20 protein-coding genes are annotated in these 23,857 nt (G+C 59.1%); 10 read left to right on the forward strand and 10 right to left on the reverse strand.

Features of this window, described 5'->3' with window-relative positions; translation table 11 throughout:
• The first annotated feature begins 794 nt into the window (after positions 1-794).
• From repA to repC, 3 genes are all read left to right on the forward strand, one after another.
• Complete coding sequence (gene repA / locus AC13Q5_RS24850; RefSeq protein WP_075854730.1) at positions 795-2,018, forward strand: plasmid partitioning protein RepA; 1,224 nt, start codon at positions 795-797, stop codon at positions 2,016-2,018.
• Entirely contained in the window at positions 2,015-3,049 is a 1,035-nt protein-coding gene (gene repB, locus AC13Q5_RS24855) for a plasmid partitioning protein RepB (protein WP_488503508.1), read from the forward strand. Before repA ends, repB begins: the two co-directional genes overlap by 4 nt.
• Positions 3,050-3,236: 187 nt before the next feature.
• Positions 3,237-4,460: a plasmid replication protein RepC gene (gene repC, locus AC13Q5_RS24860; RefSeq protein WP_488503509.1), complete on the forward strand. Its 1,224-nt coding sequence runs from the start codon at positions 3,237-3,239 to the stop codon at positions 4,458-4,460.
• A gap of 192 nt (positions 4,461-4,652) precedes the next feature.
• Here the strand turns inward: repC and AC13Q5_RS24865 are convergent, their stop codons facing one another.
• The 5 genes from AC13Q5_RS24865 to AC13Q5_RS24885 form a co-directional block, all read right to left on the reverse strand.
• The gene (locus AC13Q5_RS24865; protein ID WP_167459839.1) at positions 4,653-4,823 is read right to left on the reverse strand and encodes a hypothetical protein; all 171 of its coding nucleotides are present in this window, start codon (positions 4,821-4,823) and stop codon (positions 4,653-4,655) included.
• A 641-nt stretch (positions 4,824-5,464) separates the two neighbouring features.
• Entirely contained in the window at positions 5,465-5,962 is a 498-nt protein-coding gene (locus tag AC13Q5_RS24870; protein WP_488503510.1) for an HIT family protein, read from the reverse strand.
• A gap of 143 nt (positions 5,963-6,105) precedes the next feature.
• Positions 6,106-6,405 carry a hypothetical protein gene (locus tag AC13Q5_RS24875; protein ID WP_488503511.1) on the reverse strand — a complete coding sequence of 100 codons (300 nt, stop codon included), beginning with the start codon at positions 6,403-6,405 and terminating at the stop codon, positions 6,106-6,108.
• A gap of 424 nt (positions 6,406-6,829) precedes the next feature.
• Entirely contained in the window at positions 6,830-8,413 is a 1,584-nt protein-coding gene (locus AC13Q5_RS24880; RefSeq protein ID WP_488503512.1) for a DHA2 family efflux MFS transporter permease subunit, read from the reverse strand.
• The gene (locus AC13Q5_RS24885) at positions 8,410-9,669 is read right to left on the reverse strand and encodes an HlyD family secretion protein (protein WP_488503513.1); all 1,260 of its coding nucleotides are present in this window, start codon (positions 9,667-9,669) and stop codon (positions 8,410-8,412) included. Before AC13Q5_RS24885 ends, AC13Q5_RS24880 begins: the two co-directional genes overlap by 4 nt.
• Before the next feature lie 156 nt (positions 9,670-9,825).
• Here AC13Q5_RS24885 and AC13Q5_RS24890 point away from each other — a divergent pair, with 156 nt between their 5' ends.
• Positions 9,826-10,506, forward strand: a complete 681-nt coding sequence (locus AC13Q5_RS24890; protein WP_488503514.1) for a TetR/AcrR family transcriptional regulator — start codon at positions 9,826-9,828, stop codon at positions 10,504-10,506.
• Between the two features lie 41 nt (positions 10,507-10,547).
• Here AC13Q5_RS24890 and AC13Q5_RS24895 read toward each other — a convergent pair whose 3' ends face one another.
• The 5 genes from AC13Q5_RS24895 to AC13Q5_RS24915 all read right to left on the reverse strand — a co-directional run bounded on the left by AC13Q5_RS24895 (position 10,548) and on the right by AC13Q5_RS24915 (position 17,484).
• The gene (locus AC13Q5_RS24895) at positions 10,548-12,269 is read right to left on the reverse strand and encodes a peptidoglycan D,D-transpeptidase FtsI family protein (protein WP_488503515.1); all 1,722 of its coding nucleotides are present in this window, start codon (positions 12,267-12,269) and stop codon (positions 10,548-10,550) included.
• Positions 12,270-12,474: 205 nt separating this feature from the next.
• Positions 12,475-13,020: a sarcosine oxidase subunit gamma family protein gene (locus AC13Q5_RS24900; protein ID WP_488503516.1), complete on the reverse strand. Its 546-nt coding sequence runs from the start codon at positions 13,018-13,020 to the stop codon at positions 12,475-12,477.
• Positions 13,013-15,946, reverse strand: a complete 2,934-nt coding sequence (locus AC13Q5_RS24905; protein WP_488503517.1) for a sarcosine oxidase subunit alpha family protein — start codon at positions 15,944-15,946, stop codon at positions 13,013-13,015. Before AC13Q5_RS24905 ends, AC13Q5_RS24900 begins: the two co-directional genes overlap by 8 nt.
• Positions 15,943-16,221: a sarcosine oxidase subunit delta gene (locus tag AC13Q5_RS24910; protein ID WP_075854738.1), complete on the reverse strand. Its 279-nt coding sequence runs from the start codon at positions 16,219-16,221 to the stop codon at positions 15,943-15,945. The genes AC13Q5_RS24905 and AC13Q5_RS24910 overlap by 4 nt, the downstream gene beginning before the upstream one ends.
• Before the next feature lie 12 nt (positions 16,222-16,233).
• On the reverse strand, positions 16,234-17,484 hold the full coding sequence (locus tag AC13Q5_RS24915) for a sarcosine oxidase subunit beta family protein (protein WP_488503518.1): 1,251 nt from the start codon (positions 17,482-17,484) through the stop codon (positions 16,234-16,236).
• 88 nt (positions 17,485-17,572) lie between these two features.
• Here AC13Q5_RS24915 and AC13Q5_RS24920 point away from each other — a divergent pair, with 88 nt between their 5' ends.
• The 6 genes from AC13Q5_RS24920 to glnT all read left to right on the forward strand — a co-directional run bounded on the left by AC13Q5_RS24920 (position 17,573) and on the right by glnT (position 23,742).
• Complete coding sequence (locus tag AC13Q5_RS24920; protein ID WP_488503519.1) at positions 17,573-18,532, forward strand: GlxA family transcriptional regulator; 960 nt, start codon at positions 17,573-17,575, stop codon at positions 18,530-18,532.
• Between the two features lie 78 nt (positions 18,533-18,610).
• Entirely contained in the window at positions 18,611-19,294 is a 684-nt protein-coding gene (locus tag AC13Q5_RS24925; protein ID WP_075854740.1) for a helix-turn-helix domain-containing protein, read from the forward strand.
• A 93-nt stretch (positions 19,295-19,387) separates the two neighbouring features.
• Positions 19,388-20,296, forward strand: coding sequence for a class II glutamine amidotransferase (locus AC13Q5_RS24930; protein WP_457882084.1), 909 nt, complete (start codon positions 19,388-19,390; stop codon positions 20,294-20,296).
• Positions 20,297-20,326: 30 nt separating this feature from the next.
• Positions 20,327-21,013 (forward strand): GltB/FmdC/FwdC-like GXGXG domain-containing protein, encoded by a 687-nt coding sequence (locus AC13Q5_RS24935; RefSeq protein WP_075854741.1) that lies wholly within the window; start codon positions 20,327-20,329, stop codon positions 21,011-21,013.
• Positions 21,014-21,028: 15 nt separating this feature from the next.
• The gene (locus AC13Q5_RS24940) at positions 21,029-22,357 is read left to right on the forward strand and encodes an FMN-binding glutamate synthase family protein (protein WP_488503520.1); all 1,329 of its coding nucleotides are present in this window, start codon (positions 21,029-21,031) and stop codon (positions 22,355-22,357) included.
• Between the two features lie 77 nt (positions 22,358-22,434).
• Positions 22,435-23,742, forward strand: a complete 1,308-nt coding sequence (glnT, locus tag AC13Q5_RS24945; protein WP_457882085.1) for a type III glutamate--ammonia ligase — start codon at positions 22,435-22,437, stop codon at positions 23,740-23,742.
• Positions 23,743-23,857 lie beyond the last annotated feature (115 nt).

Consider the following 23,857-nt stretch of genomic DNA (forward strand, 5'->3'; position numbering starts at 1 on the left):
GGGTTATGCACTCCAACCCCATTGTCCGAAAGGCGCTAGACGTGAGCCCATCCGTCGTCATCGGACGGTTCTAGCGCCTTGATGGTCAAAACGAACCGTGTAGCCAAAGCATTGTCGGCGTGCCTAGAATTGCCACCGCAATCACCAGTGAAACTGCCATCTTGATCGCTTTGATGCGCCGTGTCCTGACGCCGCTCCAATCATAACTCAAAATCACTAACCCTCGCAAATCATTCATGATTCGCAAACTAGAGCCGACACGCCTTTCGGCAAGGGAAGGCGGCGATTCGTCCACAGAGGATATTTCTGCGATGCTTCGACATGGGCAACGCCGAGACCATCTGATGGGCGGGGGACAACCGCTGAAATCAGAAGAGAGACTGCCGTGCATGGGCTTCTGGGATGCCGAACCGCAAGATTCCGCACCATACGCTTCACCTGCACCGACTCGGACGGAAAGCCGAAATCTTGAGCGAAATTATCCGTAGGCCACCGACTCACCTGTGGGCCGATATAGTGATTCTCGCCGCTAATCTTAGCCGGGTAGAGGTCGAGCGATCGACGACAACCGCACTTTACTATCAAAAGGTGTGAGTCATCCCCGCAACCATCTTCGGGGACTTCTTGAAGAAAATCCAGGAAAAGCAGTGTATTAAACACCCCAACGGAGAGTCTTCGCTGTCACACGTTAACCGGTCATTAACCGTTAATCTCTGGACGGCCTGACAGAATCGTGTTCTATCTTCTGGCGGGCAAAGGTCGGCAAACCGGCGACAAGCCGCCAAGAGGGACAGATGGCGATAGCAAACCGCACGGAGACTGTAGCTCCTTCAAAGGAAAATGCAGCCAGCAAAATTGCGCGGCACGCAACTGTGCTGTCTGGTCAGCTCCAGCAGCTCAGGACGCGGATGTATCCGCCGAAATCCGAGAAGATGCTGCGCCAGTTCCTGACCAATGAAGTGTCGAAGCTGACATCGATCCCGGATTCGACCTTGAAGCTGATGTCGAGCGAAGGCCGCGGCCCAACTCCCAGCCGCCTGGAGAACAATCACCGGGTTTATACGCTGGCCCAGATCAACGAATTGCGGGAGCTGTTTGCCAAGCAGAAGCCCGTGGAAGCCCTTCGCTTCCTGCCGCGGCGCCGACCGGGCGAACACCTCCAGGTCATGGCGATCGCAAACTTCAAGGGTGGTAGTGCCAAGACGACGACCTGCGTTCATCTCGCGCATTACCTTGCGCTGCATGGCTATCGCGTGCTTGCCCTCGATCTCGATCCGCAGGCCTCGCTTTCGGCCATGTTCGGTGCCCAGCCGGAAATCGATGTCGGCGCCAACGAAACCATCTACGCGGCGCTCAGATATGACGCGGCCGAAAGACGCCCGATCCGCGAGATCATCCGTAAAACCTATTTTGACGGCATCGACCTCATTCCGGGCAATCTGGAGGTCATGGAGTATGAGCATGAAACGCCGCGGGTTCTGGCCCAAAAGTCCGGCGCCGGCGCCATCTTTTTCGAGCGCCTCAAGCTGGCACTTACCGAGGTCGAAGATGATTACGACATCGTTATCCTCGACACGCCGCCTTCGCTCGGGTTTCTAACCCTTAGCGCCATCTATGCCGCCACGAGCATGATCATTACGGTACATCCCGCCATGCTCGACGTGGCATCGATGAGCCAGTTCCTGCTCATGATGGGCGATCTGATCAGCGTGCTCAACGAAAGCGGTGCGCAGCTCGATCAGGATTTCATCCGCTATCTCGTCACGCGCCACGATCCGAATGATGCGCCGCAGTCGCAGGTCGTCGCAATGCTGCGCCATCTCTTCGGCACCGATGTCCTGTTGCCGACGGCAATCGAAAGCACAGCAGTCGAAGCTGCCGGGCTTGCCAAGCGCTCGCTCTACGAACTCGAAATGGGTCAGATCGGCCGGGACACGCACAAGCGCGCCCGCGAGGCCGTGGATGCTGTCAACGAAGCGATCGTTCATCTCATCAATACAAGTTGGGGGCGTGGATGAGCAAAAACCCGAGAAAATCCATCGTCGCCAGTTTCGGTCTGCTTTCAGCGGAATTGGAAAGCGGCGAGAACAAATCGGATTCGACGCTTCCTGCCCCTGCCCCCGCGCAGTCGGGTCGCGTTGGCGCTGGCGTGATCGGCGCCGCGCATCGCGCAATCGGCGACATACGCGCGGAGCGTGATCGGCTGCGTGCCATTGTCGAATCCGGCGAAGGCTGGGTTCAGGATCTCGATCCACATGTGATCGAAGCATCCCCCTATCCGGATCGCCTGCCTGACGACGATCCCCATGATTTCGAGAGATTCAAGCGCTCCATCGAGGAAGAAGGCCAGAAGGTTCCGATCCAGGTTCGGCGGCACCCCACCTCGAGTGATCGATATCAGGTCGTTTATGGTCATCGCAGATGGCGGGCCGCTCTCGAGCTGGGCCGCACCGTCCGTGCCATTGAGGTCGAGATTTCCGATCTCGATCTGGTTCTGGCGCAAGGCATCGAGAATGCCAGCCGTCAGGATCTGACATGGATCGAGCGCGCCTTGTTCGCCTCACGCATGGATGATGCCGGCATCAAGGCACGCCATATCTATGCGGCCCTCTCGATCGAAGATGCGGAACTTGCGCGGATGCGCAGCGTCTATCGGGCGATTCCGGCAGATATCATCGAAGCGATCGGCAGAGCCCCGAAAGTTGGCCGACCACGTTGGCTTGATCTGGCAAAGACGATATCCGCAGCTCCTAATGCCCTCAAGGTGGTACGTGCCGCTCTCTCGAACGCAAGCGAGGCCAAGGAAACCTCCGACCAGCGATTTCAGATGGCGCTGAAGGCAATCAAGCCGGCCTCTGAGGCGCGCAACACTCAGATCGCGATTTCCGATACGTCGGGAACCAGGTTGGGTGTGTTTATGACGTCGCCCCGGGAGGTTCGAATCTCTGCCGAGGGTAAATTGGGTACGGAATTCGTAAGATTTGTCGAGGAAGAGCTGCCTGACCTTGTCGCGCGCTTCACTCGTTCGAGAAACAACCGCAACCCCTGACAGCTGTCAGGGTTTTCTGATTGGAAAGGAAACCTCGCAAAAGAAAAAAGGCCCCCAAACGTTGCCGTCGTGGAAGCCTTCTCTTCAATGTAGCAACTGAAGAATCGCATTTCCTCGAATCCCAGTCAAGAGTCTTTGGCACCGTTTTTGGTGATCGTATTTCTTTTGCCTCTCGAAGGTGAGGAAAATGCAGAATGGAATTGTAACGACGCCTTTTGGGCGGCGGCCGATGACGCTTGCCTTGTTTCGGCAACAGTCTGCCGCGACCATGATCGAGCCCAGCAGGTCGGTCGACAAATGGAAGGTCTTTCGAGATGCATCCGAAGCACGGCAAAAGCTCGGATTGCAGGATCGCAGCCTTGCCGTACTTGACGCTCTGTTGAGCTTCTATCCCGAAAACGAGCTTCGCCGTGACGCCCAGCTCGTTGTCTTTCCGTCCAATGCGCAGCTGACCTTGCGTGCCCACGGCATTGCGGGTGCGACGCTTCGCAGGCATCTTGCGCTTCTCGTTGACGCCGGCCTGATCGTCAGAAAGGATAGCGCCAATGGCAAGCGCTATGCGAGAAAGGGCAGGACGGGCGAGATCGAAAGTGCGTTCGGCTTCGACATCTCACCGCTGCTGCTGCGCGCCGAGGAGCTTGCGATCATGGCTCAGCAGGTCGCAGCAGATCGCATCGCCTTCCGACGTGCCAAGGAAAGCCTGACGATTTGCCGGCGTGACGTCCGCAAGCTGATTGCGGCAGCGATCACGGAAGGAGCCGGCGGCAATTGGACTCTGATCGAAGAAAGCTATAGCGCCCTCGTCGCGCGCATTCCTCGTTCCCCGACAATGTTCGACATCATCTCCATCCTGGAAGATATGGAACATCTCCGCGACGAGATCATCAACCTTCTGGAAACGCAGCAGAAAGTTGAAAATTGTAGCACCAATGATGCCCATAATGAGCGGCACATACAGAATTCGAATCCCGAATCCCTTAATGAACTTGAACCAAGCTTTCGAACAAAGCTGGAAGTGAGTTCCCTGAAAAAAAGTGTATCTCAAGAAGAGTCGATGCGTATCTTCCCGTTAGCTCTCGTGCTGAAGGCCTGCCCGGAAATAAGCTCTTACGGGCCGTCAGGTATTATCAATAACTGGCGAGATCTGATGTGTGCGGCTGTCGTCGTACGATCGATGCTGGGCGTCAGCCCGTCAGCCTATCAACATGCCTGCGAGATAATGGGGCCGGAAAACGCTGCCGCGACGATAGCCTGCATTCTCGAGCGATCAGGGCATATCAATTCCGCCGGCGCTTATTTGCGGGATCTCACCGCCAAGGCAAAACGCGGCGAATTTTCACTCGGTCCGGCGCTTATGGCACTGCTTCGAGCAAATAATGGAGGTGGTGATATCGCATTGAAGGTTTCGTGACGATCTCGAGTGCTTCTGTCCCCAAGAGATCGACCCCTCATAGGCGTTATCGGAATAAGCCTTCGGTGCTATAAGCCGAATAGGCAACTGGCCATGTCATTTCCATCAAATGATACGGCCACAGCCGATACTTCCGCTATGGCCGTCCATTGACCGTCGAACTTTGCCAACGGCACAAATTCGTGTGCTGGATTAACGGCAGACGCGTTCCTTGCGAACGACCCAGTGACCATGGACCTTATGCTTTACGGTCTTCACAAAGCAATCATGGTGATGACGATGGAACGGAGCTGCCTGAGAGGGAGCGCTCACGGCGACAACCGAAGCAAGGGCGATAACGGAAGAGAGAAGCAGGCTTTTCATGTTAAACCTCGTAAGCATTTGGGGGTTGATGCTGCGTGTTTACGCATGACTTTGATGCCCGATTTAGACTTAACCGAAAATGAATAGCACCCTTACAATTTTGTAATGCACTTTGGGAGCTACAAGCCATTCAACGAGCCCATTCATGGGTAATTCCAGGGTGGTTAGTCTCGTTCTTCAGTTTGGTAGCCAGGTTTGGCTTAGCCGAGCATATCCATTGTGCTGTCTCTCCATTGTTTCAGCCGTTAGCGGGCTGTAGCCATGACCATGACATCGAGCGGCCGCAGGCCTTGGGGAGATTTCATTAGTTTGGGATATCTTGAGATTGGCAAATCCGGGCGAAAACTTATCCAAAAGCTGATCAGACTGCCCGTCTGAAGGCCCGTTTGCTCAGATCCTGAAGGCAAGATCGCTACTTTCGCCACAGCGCCTTCTCACCTCTCGGAAGCTTCAACCGACCCTGTATGGCTCATGGAAGCTAACGCCGAGATAGCTTCTCAATTGAAAATTTTCCTTGGGAAATCCGTTACTTAGGCAGCGTCAAATTTGAGCATGAAGAGCGAAGCATTTCGTCTGCCTTGCGTCATATAGCACGTTAGATGGACCGATTAGTCAAGCAAATTGTCGGCCAATGACATCTTTCAAACGGCGTGCAGACGGAGATGCATCGCCTTGCGCAGGAGCGCGATAGCCTCGGGAACGGTCGGTCCCTCGATCGGAGGCGGCTGCAGGCATTCGCAGAATTCGCGCCAGACGAAAAGGGTCAGTTCCGCGCCGTCCGTTTCGGTCCCCCCCTCCCCTTCGGCAAATTGTCCGAGGACCCGATACCGGGCATCATGCCAGAACAGCCTCTCCACCCAATCGTAGATGGGAATGATATGGAAGTGAAAGGCTAGTCCGGAAATATGACCATATCGACCGATATAGACGCGTGGAGCGTGCAGCTCCTGTTTCAGCGTTGCTTGCGATAATGCCAGGAGCGGACCGATCTCGTGCAGGGCACCATCTGGCAGATCAAAGAGGTCATTGGCGGGTCTCTTGGAGGTTATGATGAGATAGCCGGGAAGCGCCGAATTTGCACGATGGCTTACAAGCCATCCGTCGGTCTCTGTGATGAGAAACTGTGAAGCAGCCATCATTTTCTAGCCTCGGTTCCAGCTGTTATTCGTCGGCTACCTTTGCTTCTCACCAAAGCGGGGATAGCGTCGCTCGGAACCAGTAAGCTGAAATCATGCCGGCTTTTTGATGGCCCAATCAATGAGGGACGAACGATATGCGTCCCTCATTGATCGTGATGTTCGTCTAACCCCCGGGAGGCTGGCAGCGCCGGCGAAATAGATTGAGCGGTGAGGTAGTTGCGGGTTGCCGCTCGAGCCGCGAGCATGTGCCGGAGTTTGTCGACCAGCGGAGCCGGCGGCAATCGAAGATGACGGGTACGGCAAGAATAGATGAGATGGACGACACCGGTCCACCATATCCATCCGAAGAACTTACCTGCCGGAGCAATCGCGGTGTTCAGACCCGGCAGTAGGACGAGCGGCATCGTTGCTGCGATGAAAGCTGCATATAATTCGAGCGACATGTCGGAACTCCCTGTGCAAGGTAGCTGTGACGGCGAGATCGGCAAGGGCCGACTTTGGGCATGGGCGGGGAAGATGTTTCCAGGGGCCGTCGCGAGGTGTGCGTTCCTGGCTGGAAACAGGTTGCTTTCAGTGTTCGCCACGAAACCCTGACAGCTGTCAGGGTTTTCCACGCGGCAGATGTTGGAGATATGGTCGCAAGAGATTTGCGCCGTCCGACGTCTGGCAGGAGAGCAATATGTGTTGTGCGCCGCTCTTCCAGCGAAGCTCGGACCAAAACCCTGACAGTTGTCAGGGTTTCAGGTCTGCAAGGTCCGTCACGACATCGCGATCGCCGGACGGACTGCGATAGACGATGGTGCGGGCACTCGTTTCTCTCAGGGTCGGAACTTCCGTCATATCGAAAGCTCCGACCGAGAATGTCGGTCAGTGTCCCATGGATGCCTTCTTGCCAAGCGCTACGTTCCGAAGCGTCAAGGCGAGGGGGATGGCGGCGAGCGAGATCAGCGTCAGGACCCAGAAAGCATCGACGTAGGAGAGAAACGAAGCCTGGCTCTGGATTTGCTGATTGATCCAGGCAAGAGCTTGCTGCTTAGAAGTGAGAAGCGAGCTCCCCTGCGCCATGAAATAGTGACTCAACTGACCATAGGTATCCTGATAGGCGCTGTTTGATGGGACGATATGTTCGACCAGGCGGCTTTGGTGGAACTGTTCGCGATGGGTGATGATGTTCGATATCAGCGACACGCCAATCGACCCGCCGGTGTTGCGAGCGGCGTTCAGCAGGGCGGAGGCCTGGTCGGTCTTGCTGGGAGGAATGCCATCATAGGAAGCCGAGGTGATCGGCAGGAAGATGAATGGCAGGCCAATCCCCTGCAGCATGCGAGCCTCGGCGAGATACCAGAAGTCTACGCCGCTATAGACGCTGGTTACCTGGTACATCGACAGGGCAACGAAGCCGGCACCGATCGCGATCAGATATTTCGGCTGTACTTTCGATGACAGAAAGCCGACCACGAACATCATGACCATGGTGACCACGCCACCGGGAGACAGCATCAGCCCGGCCCAGGTTGCGGTGTAGCCGAGATTCTGCTGAACCAGCTGCGGTAGATACTGTGTCGTGGCGAGCAGCAGCGCGCCCGTCGCCATCATCACCAGAAAGCAGGTGCCGAATTGCCGGCTGACCAGCATTCTGATATCGACCGCCGGATTTTTGTGCTTCAGTTCCCACGGGATCATCAGCAGGAAAGCCAGTCCACAGATCACGGCCGCCGCGACGATGAAGCTGGAGCCGAACCAATCGTCTTCCAGACCCCGGTCGAGCATCAGCTCCAGCATTCCGAGAAAGGTGGCGACGAGCCCAAAGCCGATCCAGTCGAAGCCGGGTTCCTGGCTGCGCTTCTGAGCACGTTCCTGCGCAGCGCCTGCCGGTTCCTTGATCAGCATGGCAACGGCGGCAAGTGTCAGGATACCGACGGGGCCGTTGATCAGAAAGCACCAGTGCCATGAGAAATTATCCGAAAGCCACCCGCCTAATGTAGGTCCCACGACAGGGGCAACGACGACGGCTACGCCGAACAGGGCAAAGCCCTGCCCGCGCTTTTCAGGCGGAAAGCTGTCGGCCAGAATGGATTGCGCCACCGGCACCATGCCACCGCCGCCGATGCCCTGCAGAATCCGGGCAAGCAGCAGGAATTGCAGATTGGGCGCAAAGCCGCACATGACGGAGCTGACGGTAAAAAGAGCGAGGCAGCTGAGAAAGAAAGTCCTGCGCCCGAGGATGCGCACGAGATAGCTTGTGGCGGTCACGATCACGGCGTTGGAGACGAGATAGGTGGTGACCACCCAGGACGCCTCGTCCTGGCTGACGCCAAGGCCGCCTGAAATATAGTTCAGGGCGACGTTGGCGATGGTTGTGTCGAGCACTTCCATGAAGCTGGCAAGTGCGACGACGATCGCAATGATCCAGGGGTTTGCCAACGATCTGGCGGCAGCGTTGGTGCTCACAACACGTTCCTCAAGCTTTCCCACAGGGAGGGGCTGGCATCGGTCCGTACCGTAGGGACGACGGACATGCCCGGTCCTAGCGCGACATTGCTCGGCACGTCATCAAGCTCGATCTTCACCGGCACGCGCTGGACGATCTTCACATAGTTGCCGGTCGCGTTTTCTGCCGGCAGCAACGAAAATGCCGTTCCTGATCCCGGCTGCACGCTTGCGACATGGCCATAGATCGTGCGGCCGCCATAGGCGTCGATAGTCAGCGTTACCGGCTGGCCCGGACGCATGTGATCGAGCTGTGTTTCCTTGAAGTTGGCGGTTACCCAGAGCTTGTCCGGCACGAACATGGCCAGATTCGTACCCGCCTGCACATATTCGCCGTCGCCGGCCGACAGCTGCACCACCCGACCCGGCTGCGCTGCTGTCATCGTCGTATAGGAGAAATTGAGCTTGGCCTGGTCGAGCTGGGCCTGATCCTGCTTGAGAGTGGCCTGAACGTTGGCGATCTGAAAGTCATAGGCGTCAAGCTGGCGCTGCGCAGCGGTCAGCGCGGCTTGATCGGTGTTCAGGGCAGCCTGTTGCTGGTGCAATTGCGAGGTATATTGCTGCGCTTCCTGAACAGTGCCGGAGCCGCTCTTCACCAGCCCCTGATAGCGGTCGTTTTGCTGTTGGGCGAAGACGAGATTGGCTTGGGCCTGTGCAACTTGAGCCTTGCCTTCTTCCACATTCGCTTCCTGAACCCGCTTCTGCGCTTCGGTGTTCTGGATATTGGCATTTGCGGCAGCGACCTGGGCCTGCGCCTGCTCCAGAGCTGTTTGATAGTCGCGATCGTCGATACGGGCGATCACCTCGCCGCTCATGACGTGCTGGTTGTCGGTGACGGGGACGGAAGAAATGTAACCGGCTACTCGCGAGGTGATGGCATATTGCCGCGCGGCGATGAAGGCATCGTCGGTGCTTTCGTAATGCGAAGCGTTGTCCCAGTAGATAAAGGTCACTGCTGCCGCGGCGGCGAGTGCGCTTCCGCCGATCAGGAGCATCCGCAGGCGTCGGGAGGGGCCGCCTGCCTCATTCTTATCGACCGTATCATCCAGAGCTTCGACGTTTCCTTCGAGGATTCGGGTTTGATCGCCGGGTTGTGGCGCTTCAGCCCTTTCTTGCAGGACCGAAGCGCCGCTTTGCTCATGATTTGCCTTGGCGCCGGTCGTTTTCGGCTCCGACACGATCAATTTTCCGAGAATTTCGTCCTGAGGCGTGCTCATCTTCTACCTCTTCCATCACAAGGATTTAAATTGAAACGAAACGTTCAATTTAAATATTGACGTAGAACTGATCGAGGTGTTAGTCAAGAGCTGCAGAGGGTGCTAAACCGCGTCCAAGCCAATCAAAAAGCAGTGAGGTCCGTCATGCCGCAAGAAATGGCAAAACCCCAAATTACATCGGCAAAGACAAGCGCAACGCGACGTGGTCGTCCGCCGCGGGAGAGGGCAGGTGAGGTCGAGGACAGAATTCTGCAGGCAGCCCTCCAGGTCTTCATCGCACGCGGCTATGAGGGCGCGAGCATTGACGAGATTGCCGAGGTGGCGAGAGCCGGCAAGCCGAGCATCTATGCACGCTTCATCAACAAGGAGACCCTGTTCAGGGAGGTCGTCATCCGCTGGGCGCAGCGATCGGGCGAGATGGTGGGCTCGGCGACATCGGGCAGCATTCTCGAACGCTTCCAATCCGCAGGTGTCTCAATCGTCCAGCGGGCCATAAGGACAGAGACCATTGGGCTTATACGCAGCGTGATCGGCGAAGCGACGCGCCATCCCGATCTGGCAACGACGATCCATTATGCCATGCGGGCGCATGGAACGGCTACCGCGATGAAACTCGTGGCAGAATTGGCCGAGGCCGAAGAACTCAAGTCATTGGCCGCCTTCGCGCCGGCTAATCTTGAAGCCACCACCCGATACTTCATCGATCTGGTGTTGTTGCCGATGATGATGTCCTCGCTGTTTCATGCCGACCTGACGCCTGTGAAGGCGCAGATGGAGGATCATGCGCGCGAGGCAGCCACTTTTTTCTTGCGCGGCTGCGGCTATAGCGGCGTTTGACGGTCGCTGCTTTCGCGGCGCCGTCGGAGCAAGCTCGATCTTCAATATGCGGCGAGCAAATTCGACCCGAAATCCGGCTCGACGCCGAGCAGCGGCGCAGCCTTGCTGATGATGTCGTGGACCATGGGCGCCGCCGTTTCGGCAGCGAGATTCAGGTTGTGTACGCCCGTCAGTGGCTGGTCGATGAAGGCGAGCACCACGTATTTCGGGTTATCCATGGGAAACGCCGCCAGGAACGAATTGAAGCTGAGCTTGTGCGAGTAAACCCCGTGAATGACCTTGTTTGCGGTGCCTGTCTTGCCGCCGACATGATAGCCGGGGACGTCGGCAGCTCTGCCGGTACCCTGCTCGCCATTGAGGCGGAAGAGGTAGCGGATCGTGTCGCTGGTGCTCTTCTTGACGATCATCGTTTCGGTCTTTTCCGCTTCTTCCTGCGTGCGCGGAAGGAAGGAGGGCTCGATCAGCTTGCCGCCATCGATGAGGGCTGCGCCGGCGACGGCGGTCTGCATCGGCGTGGTGGCAACGCCGTGGCCGAAGGCTATGGTGATGGAATTGAGCTTCTTCCAAACCTTTGGCTGGCTGGGTGCCTTTACCTCGGGCAGCTCGGTCTGCATCTTCGTCAACAGCCCGAAGCGGGTCAGGTAGTCCTTCTGAATGGTCATGCCCACCTTATCCATCATCTTGGCCGTGCCGATGTTGGACGAATAGCGGAAGATTTCCGGGATCGACAGGACACGCCGCGGCACGTCACGGTCATCATGGATGGTGAAGCCGCCGTAGTGCAGCGGAGCGCTGGCGTCGAAGGTGTCCGACAGCTTGACCGTACCCGTGTCGATGGCCAGCGCGATCGAGAAGGTCTTGAACACCGAACCCATCTCGTCGGTTCCGTTCGACATGCGGTTCAGCCAGCCTTTGACGTCCGCTTGCGGATCGTTCGGGTCGAAATCAGGGGCTGACGCCATTGCGAGCACTTCGCCGGTGTGGATATCGAGAATGACGGCGCCTGCCGCCTGACTCTGGTAACGGCTGATCGCGTCCGACACTACGTCATGCACGACGTTCTGAACACGAAGGTCGATCGAAAGTCGCACCGGCTCCAGCTGGTCGCGGCTTGTCAGGCCAGTGGAAGCAAGATCCGACAGGCCCTGCATGTCGAGATACTTTTCCATGCCGGCGACGCCGTGATTGTCGATATCGACATAGCCGAGGATATGCGCGGCCGTGCGTCCGCCCGGATAGAAGCGCTTCACCTCAGGCCGAAACCCGATCGCCGGGATACCGAGCGCCAGGATCTCGCTCTGTTCCTTCGGCGTCAGCTGCCGGCGCAGCCAGGCAAAATGCGAGCGGCGATCGGAAAGCTTCTTATAGAGTGATTTGCGGTCGATATCGGGAAAGATCGAGGCGATTTTCTCCACCGCTTCATCTGGATCGACCACGCGGTTGGGCTCGGCAAACATCGAGACGGTGCGGATGTCGGTTGCAAGCAATTCGCCGTTGCGGTCAACAATATCCGGGCGCGCAGCGCTGATGTGATCTGGCGGGATCGCCGACGTATCGGTCCTCGGCTCCATATCGAAATAGGTAAGCCTGGCGAAGATCGCCACATAACAGACGAGCAGCCCACCCGCGAGCATCATGATGCGAGCCTTGGCGAGCTTGGCCTGACCGGTAGCGCGCACCGGCGGGCGCTCGCGCCCCCCTGGACCGAAGGTGATTCTGATGAGGCGACCGCTATTTGCGCTGAGGGCGTGGATGATCGACATGAACGATTATTCGCAAAAAACTGGGAAGGCGGATTTGCCTCTCGATTAACAATCTTTAAACGCAAGATGGTTAACAGGAGTCTAATTATAAGTTCTTCTTACTAACGTTGTGTTTGGGAACGTGGCTCGCGCCTTGCGCGCATGTCAGCTGCAGGCAAGACGGTCTTGCCTGACTATGCCCGCGTCAGAATTCTTTGAACACAGTTTAGAGCGCGAGCCGTTCAGCACCATGGGATCGAGTAAGAGACTCGAGCTCCTCATAAAGCGATTCCGCAAAACTGCGCAGTACCGTCAGCTCGAAATCATTCATGCCGGTGCGCGTGAGCTGCACCGAAATATGCCCGAAAAGCGTCATGGCGCTGCACCCCTCCGGGAAGCTCGATGGATACAGGTCGAGTGCCGTACCCTTGTTGAGCATCCGGGCGGCGTCCGGGCCTGAAACAAGGATACGGATACGGCCGTGGCTTTGGTCGCAAATGAAGGCGCGGCCTGACAGGGCATTCGCAAGAGCCTGTCTTTGAGATTGAGCGAGCTGCTCATCGCCGACGACGAACCATTGCCGGTATCCGGCCGGGCGCACGGAGCTTTCCTTCAGTCCCACCGCAAGCAGATGGGTTGTGATCTCCTCGCTCGTGGTCGCGCCCATCACATGCAGGAGGTGGCCTTCGGGCAGGGCTTCCAGCCGGATTGTCTCGCTCCGCAAAACGATCTTGCCGGCAAGGACCGGCTTTGATGTCGGCAAATCAGGCATGGAGTTTCTCGTTCTGAGGGTCGATGAAGACGGGGCTGCAGATTACTGCATCCGTGAATTCGTTTTTGAGGCCGTTCCAGACGATAATCTTTTCGCCGTGGCGCTCCGGCCCGTTCTTGATGAGGGCGAGCCCGATCGTATGGCCAAGGCTCGGCGAAAAGGCGCTCGATGTCACGTAGCCCTGATCATTTTCGAGCGTCGCCGCCGCGCCTTCCTCCAGGATATGGGCGCCGGTGCGGAAACTGGTTGCCGGGTTCACCGGTTTGACACCAACGAGGCGCGGTCGGTCGGCTGTCTGGAGGCCTTCGCGTTGAAGCATTGCCTTGCCGATGAAATCGGGTTTGGTGGTCGAAACCATGCGGGCAAAGCCAAGATCGCCGGGCGTTACCGTGCCATTGATCTCTGCATGGGTGACGTGACCCTTCTCGATGCGAAGAACGCCGAGCGCTTCGGCGCCATAAGCGCAGATTTCATATTTTCGACCTGCCTGCATGATGGCGTCGGCAACTGATTCGCCATAGGCCGCCGGGACGCCGAGCTCATAGGCGAGTTCGCCCGAGAAGGATATGCGAAAGAGCCGGCCTTCGAGCTTGCCGCCGAACAGCGAAATCGAGCGTGCGCTCATGAACGGGAAGGCGGCATCGGAAATGTCCTCATCGACGATCTCCGAGAGGATCGCCCGCGATTTCGGACCCGCGACCGCCATCTGCGCCCATTGGTCGGTCGAGGAGGCAAAGTAGACATCGAGCTCGGGCCAGAGCGTCTGGGCGCAGAATTCCAGATGGGTCAGCACGCCGGCGGCAAGCGCCGTCGTCGTCGTCATGAAGAAATGGTCTTCGCTCAACCGGCTGGTGGTGCCGTCGTCATAGATCATGCCGTCTTCGCGCAGCATGATGCCGTAGCGCGCCTTGCCGACAGGCAGTTTGGCAAAGCCGTTGCAATAGATGCGGTCGAGGAAGGTCGCGGCATCCTTGCCGAAGATTTCGATCTTGCCGAGCGTCGAGACATCGCAGATGCCGGCATTCTTGCGGATGTTCAGCACTTCGCGATCGACGCTTTCGCGCCAGGTCTTTTCGTCAGCGCGTGGGAACCAGGACGAGCGATACCAGAGGCCAGTCTCGACGAAGACCGCGCTGCTTTTCTTTGCCCATTCGTGCAAGGGGGATTTGCGCGCCGGCTGAAAATGCTTAGCCCGCGAAGTACCTGTCAGTGCGCCGAAAGAGACCGGTGTATAGAAAGGCCGGAATGTCGTGGTACCGACCTCGGCCGGCGAGATGCCGCGGGACTCGGCGAGGATGCCGATGGCATTGATATTGGAGAGCTTGCCCTGGTCGGTCGCCATGCCATTCGTCGTATAGCGCTTGGCAAGCTCGACATCACCGTAGCCCTCGCGCACGGCAAGGCCCAGATCCTTCAAATGCACGTCGTTCTGGTAATCGACGAAGGCTTTGCCCTTGCCGCCTTTGACATACCATAGCGGCGCGGCGGCAGCCGATGTCTCTTCCGCTGAAGCAAAGGCGGGGTCAACCTTGCCAAAACCAATTGCCTGCAATGCCTCGGCAGCCTTGATCGCTCCGTCGCCAAGGCAGCTATCCGTAGAAGCAAGGCCTGCTGCGGAGCCGGCAATCAGCAAGCCATCCTGTCTTTCCGGCGCAAGAAAGGCTCCATGTTTTTCCGACCAGACCGGCCTGGCACCGCGATGGCAGGCGAGATGGATGATCGGGCTCCAGCCGCCGGACATAGCAAGCGCATCGGCATCGATGTCCTGCGTACCTGAGCCGCTCGCAACGCTGACCCCACGGACTTGCTTGGTGCCAAGCGCATCGATGATGCACGCGCCGGTCAAAACCCGCGCCTTGCCATTCCAGCGTTCACCACTATTGGCGCGCGTATCGATGATGGCGGCAACTTCGACGCCTGCAGCCTCGAGGTCGGTGGCGGTCCGGTAGCCGGAACTGTTGGTCGTGAAGATCACAGTGCGTTTGCCGGGAGCGATCGCTTGCCGGTTCAGATAGCTGCGCATGGCGCCAGACATCATCACGCCTGGAATGTCGTTGCCACCGAATACGAGCGGCCGCTCCTCTGCCCCGGTCGCGAGGATCGCCTGCTTGGCGATGATGCGCCAGAGGCGTTCGACCGGCTGGCGAGGGTCGGGCGTTGCCACATGCTTCTGGACACGCTCGACCGCGCCGAAGACATTGTCGTCGTACCAGCCGATGACAGTGGTGCGTGGCAGGCATTGCACATTCGGCAGGCTGGTGAGCTCCTGCAGCATCTCCTTGAGGGGCGAGCTGGGCTCCGAGAGCAAACTGCCGCCGAGAGCGAAGCCTTCGTCGGCGAGAAGAACGCGTGCTCCGGCGCGCCCCGCCGTCAGTGCCGCAGCAAGACCCGTAGGCCCAGCGCCGATCACGAGCAGATCGCAATGCGCCCAGCATTTCTCATAGGAATCGGGATCGACTTCATAGGACGCCTTGCCGAGACCGGCGGCCTTGCGGATCAGCGGTTCGTAGACCTTCTCCCAGAAGGCGGCAGGCCACATGAAGGTCTTGTAGTAGAAGCCGGCGCTCAGGAAGGGCGAGAGCAGCCCGTTGACGGCGCCGACATCGAAGCCGAGGGAAGGCCAACGGTTCTGGCTATGCGCGATGAGCCCGTCATGGAGCTCGATCATCGTGGCACGGGTGTTGGCCTCCGTGCGTCCACCCGTACCGGTCGTGACGAGTGCATTGGGTTCTGCGGCACCAGCTGTCAGGATGCCGCGTGGGCGGTGATATTTGAAGCTGCGGCCGACGAGCTGGATACCGTTGGCGAGCAGGGCAGACGCAAGCGTGTCGCCGGGATGGCCGGCGAGGTCCTTGCCGTCGAAGCTGAAGGCAATGGCTTTGGAGCGGTCGATCAGGCCACCGGAGGAAAGACGATAGCTGCTCACGCGCCACCTCCGAGCTTGGCCAGTGCCGCATCGCTGACGCCGTGGACCTTGTGGGTGACCGTGTCGCGCTCGACGATCAGCCAACGGCGGCAGCCGGAAGAGTGGTGCCAATATTCCCTGTGCAGTCCTTTCGGATTGCCGCGAAGATAGACGTAGTCGTACCAGTCTTCCGCGCCGGCATCCGCTGCCGGGCGGGCGAGGTTCGCGTCACCCTTGATGGTAAACTCTTCCTTGGGTCGGGCGCCGCAATGAGGGCAGGAAATCAGGCTTGCCATCGTGTCATGTCCTCAATGCAGGTTCGGTTGGGCGCCGACGCCCTTTTCATCGATCTGATAGCCGCGCTGGAACCGGTCGAGGCGCAACTGTCGCGCCGTTTCATGCGGCTCGTTGCGGGCGATCAGGTGTGCGTAGCAGTAGCCCGATGCCGGTGTCGCCTTGAAGCCGCCATAGCACCAGCCGGCGTTCAGATAGAGATTGTCGAGATGGGTGCGGTCGATGATCGGAGAACCATCCATGCTCATGTCCATGACGCCGCCCCAGCTGCGCAGATAGCGCACGCGCGTCAGCGCCGGGATCATCGCCACGCCGGCTTCGGCGACATGCTCGACGGTCGCAAGGTTGCCGCGCTGGGCATAGGAATTGTAGCCATCGATATCGCCGCCGAAGACGAGACCGCCCTTGTCGGATTGCGAGACATAGAAATGGCCGGCGCCGAAGGTGACGACGCAGTCGATGAACGGCTTCAGGCCCTCGGAGACGAAGGCCTGAAGCACATGGCTTTCGATCGGCAGGCGCAGGCCCGCCATATCGGCGACGACGGTGGAATTGCCGGCTGCCGCGAGAGCCAGCTTACCGCAGCCGATGAAGCCCTTCGTGGTTTCGACACCTGTGACGCGGCCATTCTCGGAACGAATACCAGTCACTTCGCAGCCGGTAATGATATCGACGCCGCGGCTGTCAGCTCCGCGGGCATAGCCCCAGGCTACGGCGTCGTGACGGACTGTGCCGCCACGCGCCTGCAGCAATCCGCCCATGATCGGGAAACGGGCATTTTCAAAATCGAGGAAGGGTAGCTTCCTGCGAACGGCTTCGCGGTCCAGCAGCTCAGCATCGACCCCGTGCAGGCGCATGGCATTGCCGCGCCGGGTATAGGCGTCGCGCTGCGCATCCGAATGGAAGAGGTTGAGCACGCCGCGCTGCGAGACCATGGCGTTGAAGTTGAAATCCTGCTCCAGCCCTTCCCAGAGCTTCATCGACAGCTCGTAAAAGGGATTATTGCCGGGCAACAGATAGTTGGAGCGGATGATCGTGGTGTTGCGGCCGATATTGCCGGAGCCGAGATAGCCCTTTTCCAGAACGGCGACATTGGTGATGCCGAAGGTCTTGGAGAGATAGTAGGCTGTTGCCAGGCCGTGGCCGCCGCCTCCGACGATGATGACATCATAATGCGGCTTCGGTTGCGGCTGCCGCCAGGCTGGCGCCCAGCCGGTATTGCCGCGTAGGCCGTTGAGAAAGACAGAGAGAGCCGAATAGCGCATGGTCAGGTCCGCTTTGAATTGCGTCCATGATGACAGAGTGGAAAATGCCGACTTGCCCAATTGGGACCTATTTGGATAAAAAAGGGACATGGCTCAGGTCGACATCAGAAATACCCACACTATCGGTTTCATCCTGATCCCGGGATTCGCCTTGATGTCCTTTGCATCCGCGAGTGAGCCATTGCGCGCCGCCAATCTCCTGGCTGGGCGCGAAATCTATCGATTGTCGACCTTTTCGCCGGACGGTGCCCCGGCGGTATCATCGGGCGGGGTGCCCGTGCCGGCCGAGCCTCTTCCGGGTCGCGGATCCGATCTTGGCACGGTCTTCGTCTGCGCCGGCGGCTCACCCCGGGACTGGCACTATCCTGCCGTTCTCGCCTGCCTGCGCCAGCTCGCGCGCGAAGGCGTTCGCATCGGCGGCATTTCCGGCGGTCCCTATCTGCTTGCCGCCGCCGGGCTTCTGGCCGAGCGCGATTTCACCATTCACTGGGAGCATGCCCCGGCCTTGCTCGAAGCCTTTCCGACGCTCTCGCCGCGTCAGGCGCGCTTCGTCATCGACGGCAACCGAATTACCTGCGGCGGCGGCATTGCGCCGCTCGACATGATGCATGTGCTGATATCCGAGCGCATGGGCGCCGATTTTGCCCGGCGCGTCAGCGACTGGTACCTGCACACGGAGGTGAGCGAGCCCGCGGCGCCGCAGCGCGGTTCGCTTGCCGAGCGTTACGGCGTTCACCATCCGGGTCTCCTCAACGTTCTGGAAAAAATGGAAGAGACGATTGAGATGCCCCTCGACCGTACGGCCATGGCACGGATTGCCGGCGTCACGCCGCGTCACCTCGACCGGCTCTTTGCCGCTCATCTCGGCTCGACGTTCCTTGAGCAATATCGGCGGATAAGGCTGCAGCATGCCAGGCGGCTCCTGGAACAGAGCCCGCTTTCGATTTCCGAAATCGCCGTCGCCACCGGCTTTTCCAGCGGCGCACACTTCTCCAGGGCATACCGCTTTCTTTACGGGATCGCGCCCGGCGAAACCCGTCGCATCTGATTTTCGTCGCAGTTGAGAAAATTTCACTGGGAGGATAGAGTCCTTTCCGACAAGCCCTGCCGACAAAAAGGATACAGAATGAAAACCAAGGCAGATAAAATAGCGGCCGACGACCCATCCCACGGCGGACGCTCGGCTTTCCTGCAAAATCCGCATGCGGTGCGCGAGCCCAAGGAAAACAATCTCGAAATGGCGATCGGCCACGAGGTCCGCGCCTATCGCAAGAAGCTTGGCATCACCGTGACGGATCTTGCCGCCGCGACGGGCATCTCGCTCGGGATGCTGTCGAAGATCGAAAACGGGAATATCTCGCCGTCGCTGACGACGCTGCAATCGCTGTCGCGCGCACTTGGCGTACCGTTGACTGCCTTCTTCCGCCGGTATGAGGAGCCGCGCAATGCCGTCTTCGTCAAGGCTGGCCAGGGTGTCGAGCTCGAACGGCGCGGCACGCGCGCCGGCCATCAATATAATCTGCTCGGTCATATCGACAACAATTCCAGCGGTGTCATCGTCGAGCCCTATCTCATCACGCTGACGGCGGATTCCGATGTCTTCCCCACTTTCCAGCATGAGGGCATGGAGTTCCTCTACATGCTGGAAGGCGAGGTGATGTACCGCCACAGCGATCAGCTCTACCCCATGCAGCCCGGCGACAGCCTTTTCTTCGATGCGGACGCGCCGCATGGGCCGGAAGTGCTGGTGAAACTGCCGGCAAAATATCTGTCGATCATCAGTTACCCACAACGCGGCAAGACGGACTGACTTGCCTTAAAAGAAAAAAATATTCTTTTGAGTTGAAAAACCGCATTGGACCTGATAGCCATTTTTGCAGATGCGAAAACGGAGGGTTTGGGCATGTGCGGAATTGTCGGTCTTTTCTTGAAGGATAAGGCGCTGGAGCCGAAACTCGGCGCGCTTCTGTCTTCCATGCTGATCACGATGACCGATCGCGGACCTGATAGCGCAGGCATTGCGATCTACGGCAACGATAGCGGCAACACGGCGAAGATAACCGTTCAGTCGGCCGATCCGGCAAAGGATTTCGACGGGCTGGAATATGAGCTGAGACGGGCGCTCGACGTTCCGGTGGCCGTCGTGGTCAAGAGCACGCATGCAGTCATCACGCTTGCCAAGGACAAGCTTGATGAGGGCAGAGCAGCGCTTGCGGCATTGCGCCCGAATATCCGCGTGATGAGCAGCGGCGATACCGTCGAGATCTACAAGGAAGTCGGCCTGCCGAAGGATGTGGTCTCACGCTTTGGCGTGACCGGCATGTCCGGCACGCACGGCATTGGCCATACGCGCATGGCGACGGAATCGGCCGTCACGACGCTTGGCGCGCACCCCTTCTCCACCGGGTCGGATCAGTGCCTGGTTCACAACGGTTCGCTGTCCAACCACAACAACCTGCGCCGCGAGTTGAAGCGCGAGGGCATGATCTTTGAAACGGAAAACGACACCGAAGTCGCCGCCGCGTATCTCACCGCCGAAATGGCGAAAGGCAAGGATCTCGGTGCGGCGCTCGAAAGTGCTGTCGACGATCTCGACGGTTTCTTCACCTTCGTCGTCGGTACCAAGTCGGGCTTCGGCGTCGTTCGCGATCCCATCGCCTGCAAGCCGGCGGTGATGGCGGAAACCGATCAATATGTCGCCTTCGGTTCCGAATATCGCGCGCTCGTCAATCTCCCCGGCATCGAGGATGCCCGCATCTGGGAGCCGGAGCCGGCAACTGTCTATTTCTGGGATCACGAAAAGGCTGCCTGATCGGGCGCGCTGAAATCGAGAGAGTTTTTCATGCCAGTTTTCGACCTATCCGTCACGCCGCTGCGTGAACTTAACAGCGCACTCCACGGCCTTGCTGCCGGCGCCAACGATACGGCTTTCGAGGTCGTCAATCCGCGTGGTCATCATGCGGTGGCCGCCGGCATCGACGCGCCCGTCACCGTCGATATCAAAGGCTCCGTCGGCTACTACTGCGCCGGCATGAACGATGGTGGCAATGTCATCGTTCATGGCTCCGCCGGCCCGGGCGTCGCGGAAAACATGATGTCCGGCACGGTCGTCATCGAAGGCGATGCCAGCCAGTATGCCGGTGCAACCGGCCACGGCGGGCTGCTTGTCATCAAGGGCAACGCCGCCTCGCGCTGCGGCATTTCGATGAAGGGCATCGACATCGTCGTCTACGGCAATATCGGCCATATGTCTGCCTTCATGGGGCAATCCGGTCATCTGGTCGTGCTGGGTGACGCTGGTGATGCGCTCGGCGACAGCCTCTATGAGGCCAAGCTCTTCGTCCGCGGGTCGGTCAAAAGCCTCGGCTCCGATTGCATCGAAAAGGAGATGCGTCCGGAGCACCTCGCAAAGCTCTCCGAGCTTCTGGAAAAGGCCGGCGTGCGCGGCGTCAGGCCGGAAGAGTTCAAGCGCTACGGATCGGCGCGCAAGCTCTACAATTTCAACATCGACAATGCCGACGCGTATTAAGGCGAAGGGGACCTCATGAGCTACCACAATCCGCATACGCCGCCGCGCAAGTCCGCCACCTTCGACGATCACACGCTGGCCGAAATCCGCCGCGCGGCGGCGACCGGCATTTATGATATTCGCGGCGCCGGCACGAAGCGCAAGGTGCCGCATTTCGACGACCTGTTGTTCCTCGGTGCGTCGATCTCCCGCTATCCGCTCGAAGGCTATCGCGAGAAGTGCGATACGACCGTCGTCCTCGGCAGCCGCTTCGCCAAGAAGCCGATCACGTTGAAGACCCCAATCACCATTGCCGGCATGAGCTTCGGCGCGCTTTCAGGCAATGCCAAGGAGGCGCTCGGGCGCGGCGCGACGCTTGCCGGCACGTCGACCACGACAGGCGACGGCGGCATGACGAACGAGGAACGCGGCCATTCGCAGACGCTGGTCTATCAGTATCTCCCCTCGCGCTACGGCATGAACCCGAAGGATTTGCGTCGCGCCGATGCGATCGAAGTGGTCGTCGGGCAGGGGGCAAAGCCCGGCGGTGGCGGCATGCTGCTCGGTCAGAAGATCTCCGATCGCGTCGCCAACATGCGCAACCTTCCGAAGGGCATCGACCAGCGTTCGGCCTGCCGCCATCCGGACTGGACCGGTCCGGATGATCTCGAAATCAAGATCATGGAGCTGCGCGAGATCACCGATTGGGAAAAGCCGATCTATGTGAAGGTCGGCGGTGCGCGTCCCTATTACGACACCGCTCTTGCCGTAAAGGCTGGTGCCGACGTCGTCGTGCTTGACGGCATGCAGGGTGGCACGGCTGCGACCCAGGACGTCTTCATCGAGAATGTCGGTATGCCGACGCTTGCCTGCATCCGCCCCGCCGTCCAGGCGCTGCAGGATCTCGGCATGCATCGCAAGGTGCAGCTCATCATCTCCGGCGGCATCCGGTCCGGCGCGGATGTGGCCAAGGCTCTGGCGCTTGGCGCTGACGCGGTTGCCATCGGCACGGCGGCGCTGGTCGCAATCGGTGACAACGATCCGAAATGGGAAGAAGAGTATCAGAAGCTCGGCACGACGGCTGGGGCCTATGACGACTGGCACGAGGGCAAGGACCCTGCTGGTATCACCACGCAGGACTCGGAGCTGGCAAGCCGGCTCGATCCCATTGCGGCTGGTCGCCGCCTTGCCAATTATCTGAAAGTCATGACGCTGGAAGCGCAGACGATTGCCCGCGCTTGTGGCAAGAATCACCTGCACAACCTGGAACCGGAGGACCTGTGTGCGCTGACGATGGAAGCTGCCGCCATGGCGCAGATTCCGCTCGCCGGCACCAACTGGTATCCGGGCAAGGGAGGCTTTTGACATTCCGGCCGGGCCGAAAGGCCCGGCCGGTGCATGCATCATCGAAGTGTCTCTAAGAAATCCAAAGGGGAACGAGAATGACACTGGATCTTGCTGCCTTTGCCAAAGACAAGGGCATCAAATATTTCATGATCAGCTATACCGATCTTTTTTCCGGCCAGCGTGCCAAGCTGGTGCCTGCTCAGGCGATTGCCGGCATGCAGGAAGACGGTGCCGGCTTTGCCGGCTTCGCCACCTGGCTCGACATGACGCCGGCCCATCCCGACCTTTTTGCCGTACCAGATGCCTCCTCCGTCATCCAGCTCCCATGGAAGAAGGACGTCGCCTGGGTCGCGGCCGATTGCATGATGGAGGGCGAACTGGTCGCCCAGGCGCCACGCAACGTGCTGAAGAAGCTCGTGAAAGAAGCGGAAGCAGCGGGCAAGCGCGTCAAAACCGGCGTCGAGGCCGAATTCTTCCTAATCACGGCCGACGGCGCCAAGATTTCCGACGAATACGATACGGCGGAAAAGCCCTGCTACGACCAGCAGGCCGTCATGCGGCGCTATGACGTCATTTCCGAGATCTGCGACTATATGCTGGAACTCGGCTGGGGCGCCTATCAGAACGACCACGAGGACGCCAACGGCCAGTTCGAGATGAACTGGGAATTCGACGATGCCTTGAAGACGGCGGACAAGCACTCCTTCTTCAAATTCATGGTCAAGTCGATCGCCGAGAAGCACGGGCTTCGCGCCACCTTCATGCCGAAGCCGTTCAAGGGTCTGACGGGCAATGGCTGCCATTGCCATATCTCCGTGTGGGACAATGACGGCAGGGTCAATGTCTTTGCCGACAGGGAAGCCGAATTCGGCCTCTCGGCCGAGGGCAAGCATTTCCTCGGTGGCATCATGAAACATGCCTCGTCGCTGGCGGCGATCACCAACCCGACGGTCAATTCCTACAAGCGCATCAATGCCCCGCGCACGACATCGGGCGCCACCTGGTCTCCCAACACCGTGACATGGACCGGCAACAACCGCACCCACATGGTACGCGTGCCCGGTCCTGGCCGCTTCGAGCTGCGCCTGCCCGATGGTGCCGTCAATCCCTATCTGCTGCAGGCGGTCATCATCGCTGCCGGCCTCGATGGCCTTCGCAATAGGGCCGATCCGGGACCGCATCACAACATCGACATGTATGCGGAGGGTCACCTGGTGAAGAATGCGCCGCGCCTGCCGCTCAATCTGCTCGATGCTCTGCGTGCCTACGACGAGGACGAGGGGCTGAAGCAGGCGATCGGTTCGGAGTTCTCCGAAGCCTATCTGAAGCTCAAGCATCAGGAATGGAACGCCTACTGCTCGCACTTCACGCAGTGGGAGCGCGACAGCACGCTCGATATCTGAGTGCGCAGCGGAACAATGCCAGAGTTGACCCATGCACCGGGGCGGGCCGCCCCGGTGCAAAAGCGGAATTTTGGCCGCAGACGGCGGAGGAAGATCAGCATGACGAGCTATGTAC

The sequence above is a fragment of the Martinezella sp. CNPSo 3964 genome, from assembly GCF_057784375.1.

Excerpts from the sequence above, each read along its gene's own strand:
- repA (WP_075854730.1), top strand. The coding sequence starts at position 795 with ATGGCGATAGCAAACCGCACGGAGACTGTAGCTCCTTCAAAGGAAAAT.
- repB (WP_488503508.1), top strand. The coding sequence starts at position 2,015 with ATGAGCAAAAACCCGAGAAAATCCATCGTCGCCAGTTTCGGTCTGCTT.
- repC (WP_488503509.1), top strand. The coding sequence starts at position 3,237 with ATGCAGAATGGAATTGTAACGACGCCTTTTGGGCGGCGGCCGATGACG.
- AC13Q5_RS24865 (WP_167459839.1), bottom strand. The coding sequence starts at position 4,823 with ATGAAAAGCCTGCTTCTCTCTTCCGTTATCGCCCTTGCTTCGGTTGTC.
- AC13Q5_RS24870 (WP_488503510.1), bottom strand. The coding sequence starts at position 5,962 with ATGATGGCTGCTTCACAGTTTCTCATCACAGAGACCGACGGATGGCTT.
- AC13Q5_RS24875 (WP_488503511.1), bottom strand. The coding sequence starts at position 6,405 with ATGTCGCTCGAATTATATGCAGCTTTCATCGCAGCAACGATGCCGCTC.
- AC13Q5_RS24885 (WP_488503513.1), bottom strand. The coding sequence starts at position 9,669 with ATGAGCACGCCTCAGGACGAAATTCTCGGAAAATTGATCGTGTCGGAG.
- AC13Q5_RS24890 (WP_488503514.1), top strand. The coding sequence starts at position 9,826 with ATGGCAAAACCCCAAATTACATCGGCAAAGACAAGCGCAACGCGACGT.
- AC13Q5_RS24895 (WP_488503515.1), bottom strand. The coding sequence starts at position 12,269 with ATGTCGATCATCCACGCCCTCAGCGCAAATAGCGGTCGCCTCATCAGA.
- AC13Q5_RS24900 (WP_488503516.1), bottom strand. The coding sequence starts at position 13,020 with ATGCCTGATTTGCCGACATCAAAGCCGGTCCTTGCCGGCAAGATCGTT.
- AC13Q5_RS24910 (WP_075854738.1), bottom strand. The coding sequence starts at position 16,221 with ATGGCAAGCCTGATTTCCTGCCCTCATTGCGGCGCCCGACCCAAGGAA.
- AC13Q5_RS24915 (WP_488503518.1), bottom strand. The coding sequence starts at position 17,484 with ATGCGCTATTCGGCTCTCTCTGTCTTTCTCAACGGCCTACGCGGCAAT.
- AC13Q5_RS24920 (WP_488503519.1), top strand. The coding sequence starts at position 17,573 with ATGGCTCAGGTCGACATCAGAAATACCCACACTATCGGTTTCATCCTG.
- AC13Q5_RS24925 (WP_075854740.1), top strand. The coding sequence starts at position 18,611 with ATGAAAACCAAGGCAGATAAAATAGCGGCCGACGACCCATCCCACGGC.
- AC13Q5_RS24930 (WP_457882084.1), top strand. The coding sequence starts at position 19,388 with ATGTGCGGAATTGTCGGTCTTTTCTTGAAGGATAAGGCGCTGGAGCCG.
- AC13Q5_RS24935 (WP_075854741.1), top strand. The coding sequence starts at position 20,327 with ATGCCAGTTTTCGACCTATCCGTCACGCCGCTGCGTGAACTTAACAGC.
- AC13Q5_RS24940 (WP_488503520.1), top strand. The coding sequence starts at position 21,029 with ATGAGCTACCACAATCCGCATACGCCGCCGCGCAAGTCCGCCACCTTC.
- glnT (WP_457882085.1), top strand. The coding sequence starts at position 22,435 with ATGACACTGGATCTTGCTGCCTTTGCCAAAGACAAGGGCATCAAATAT.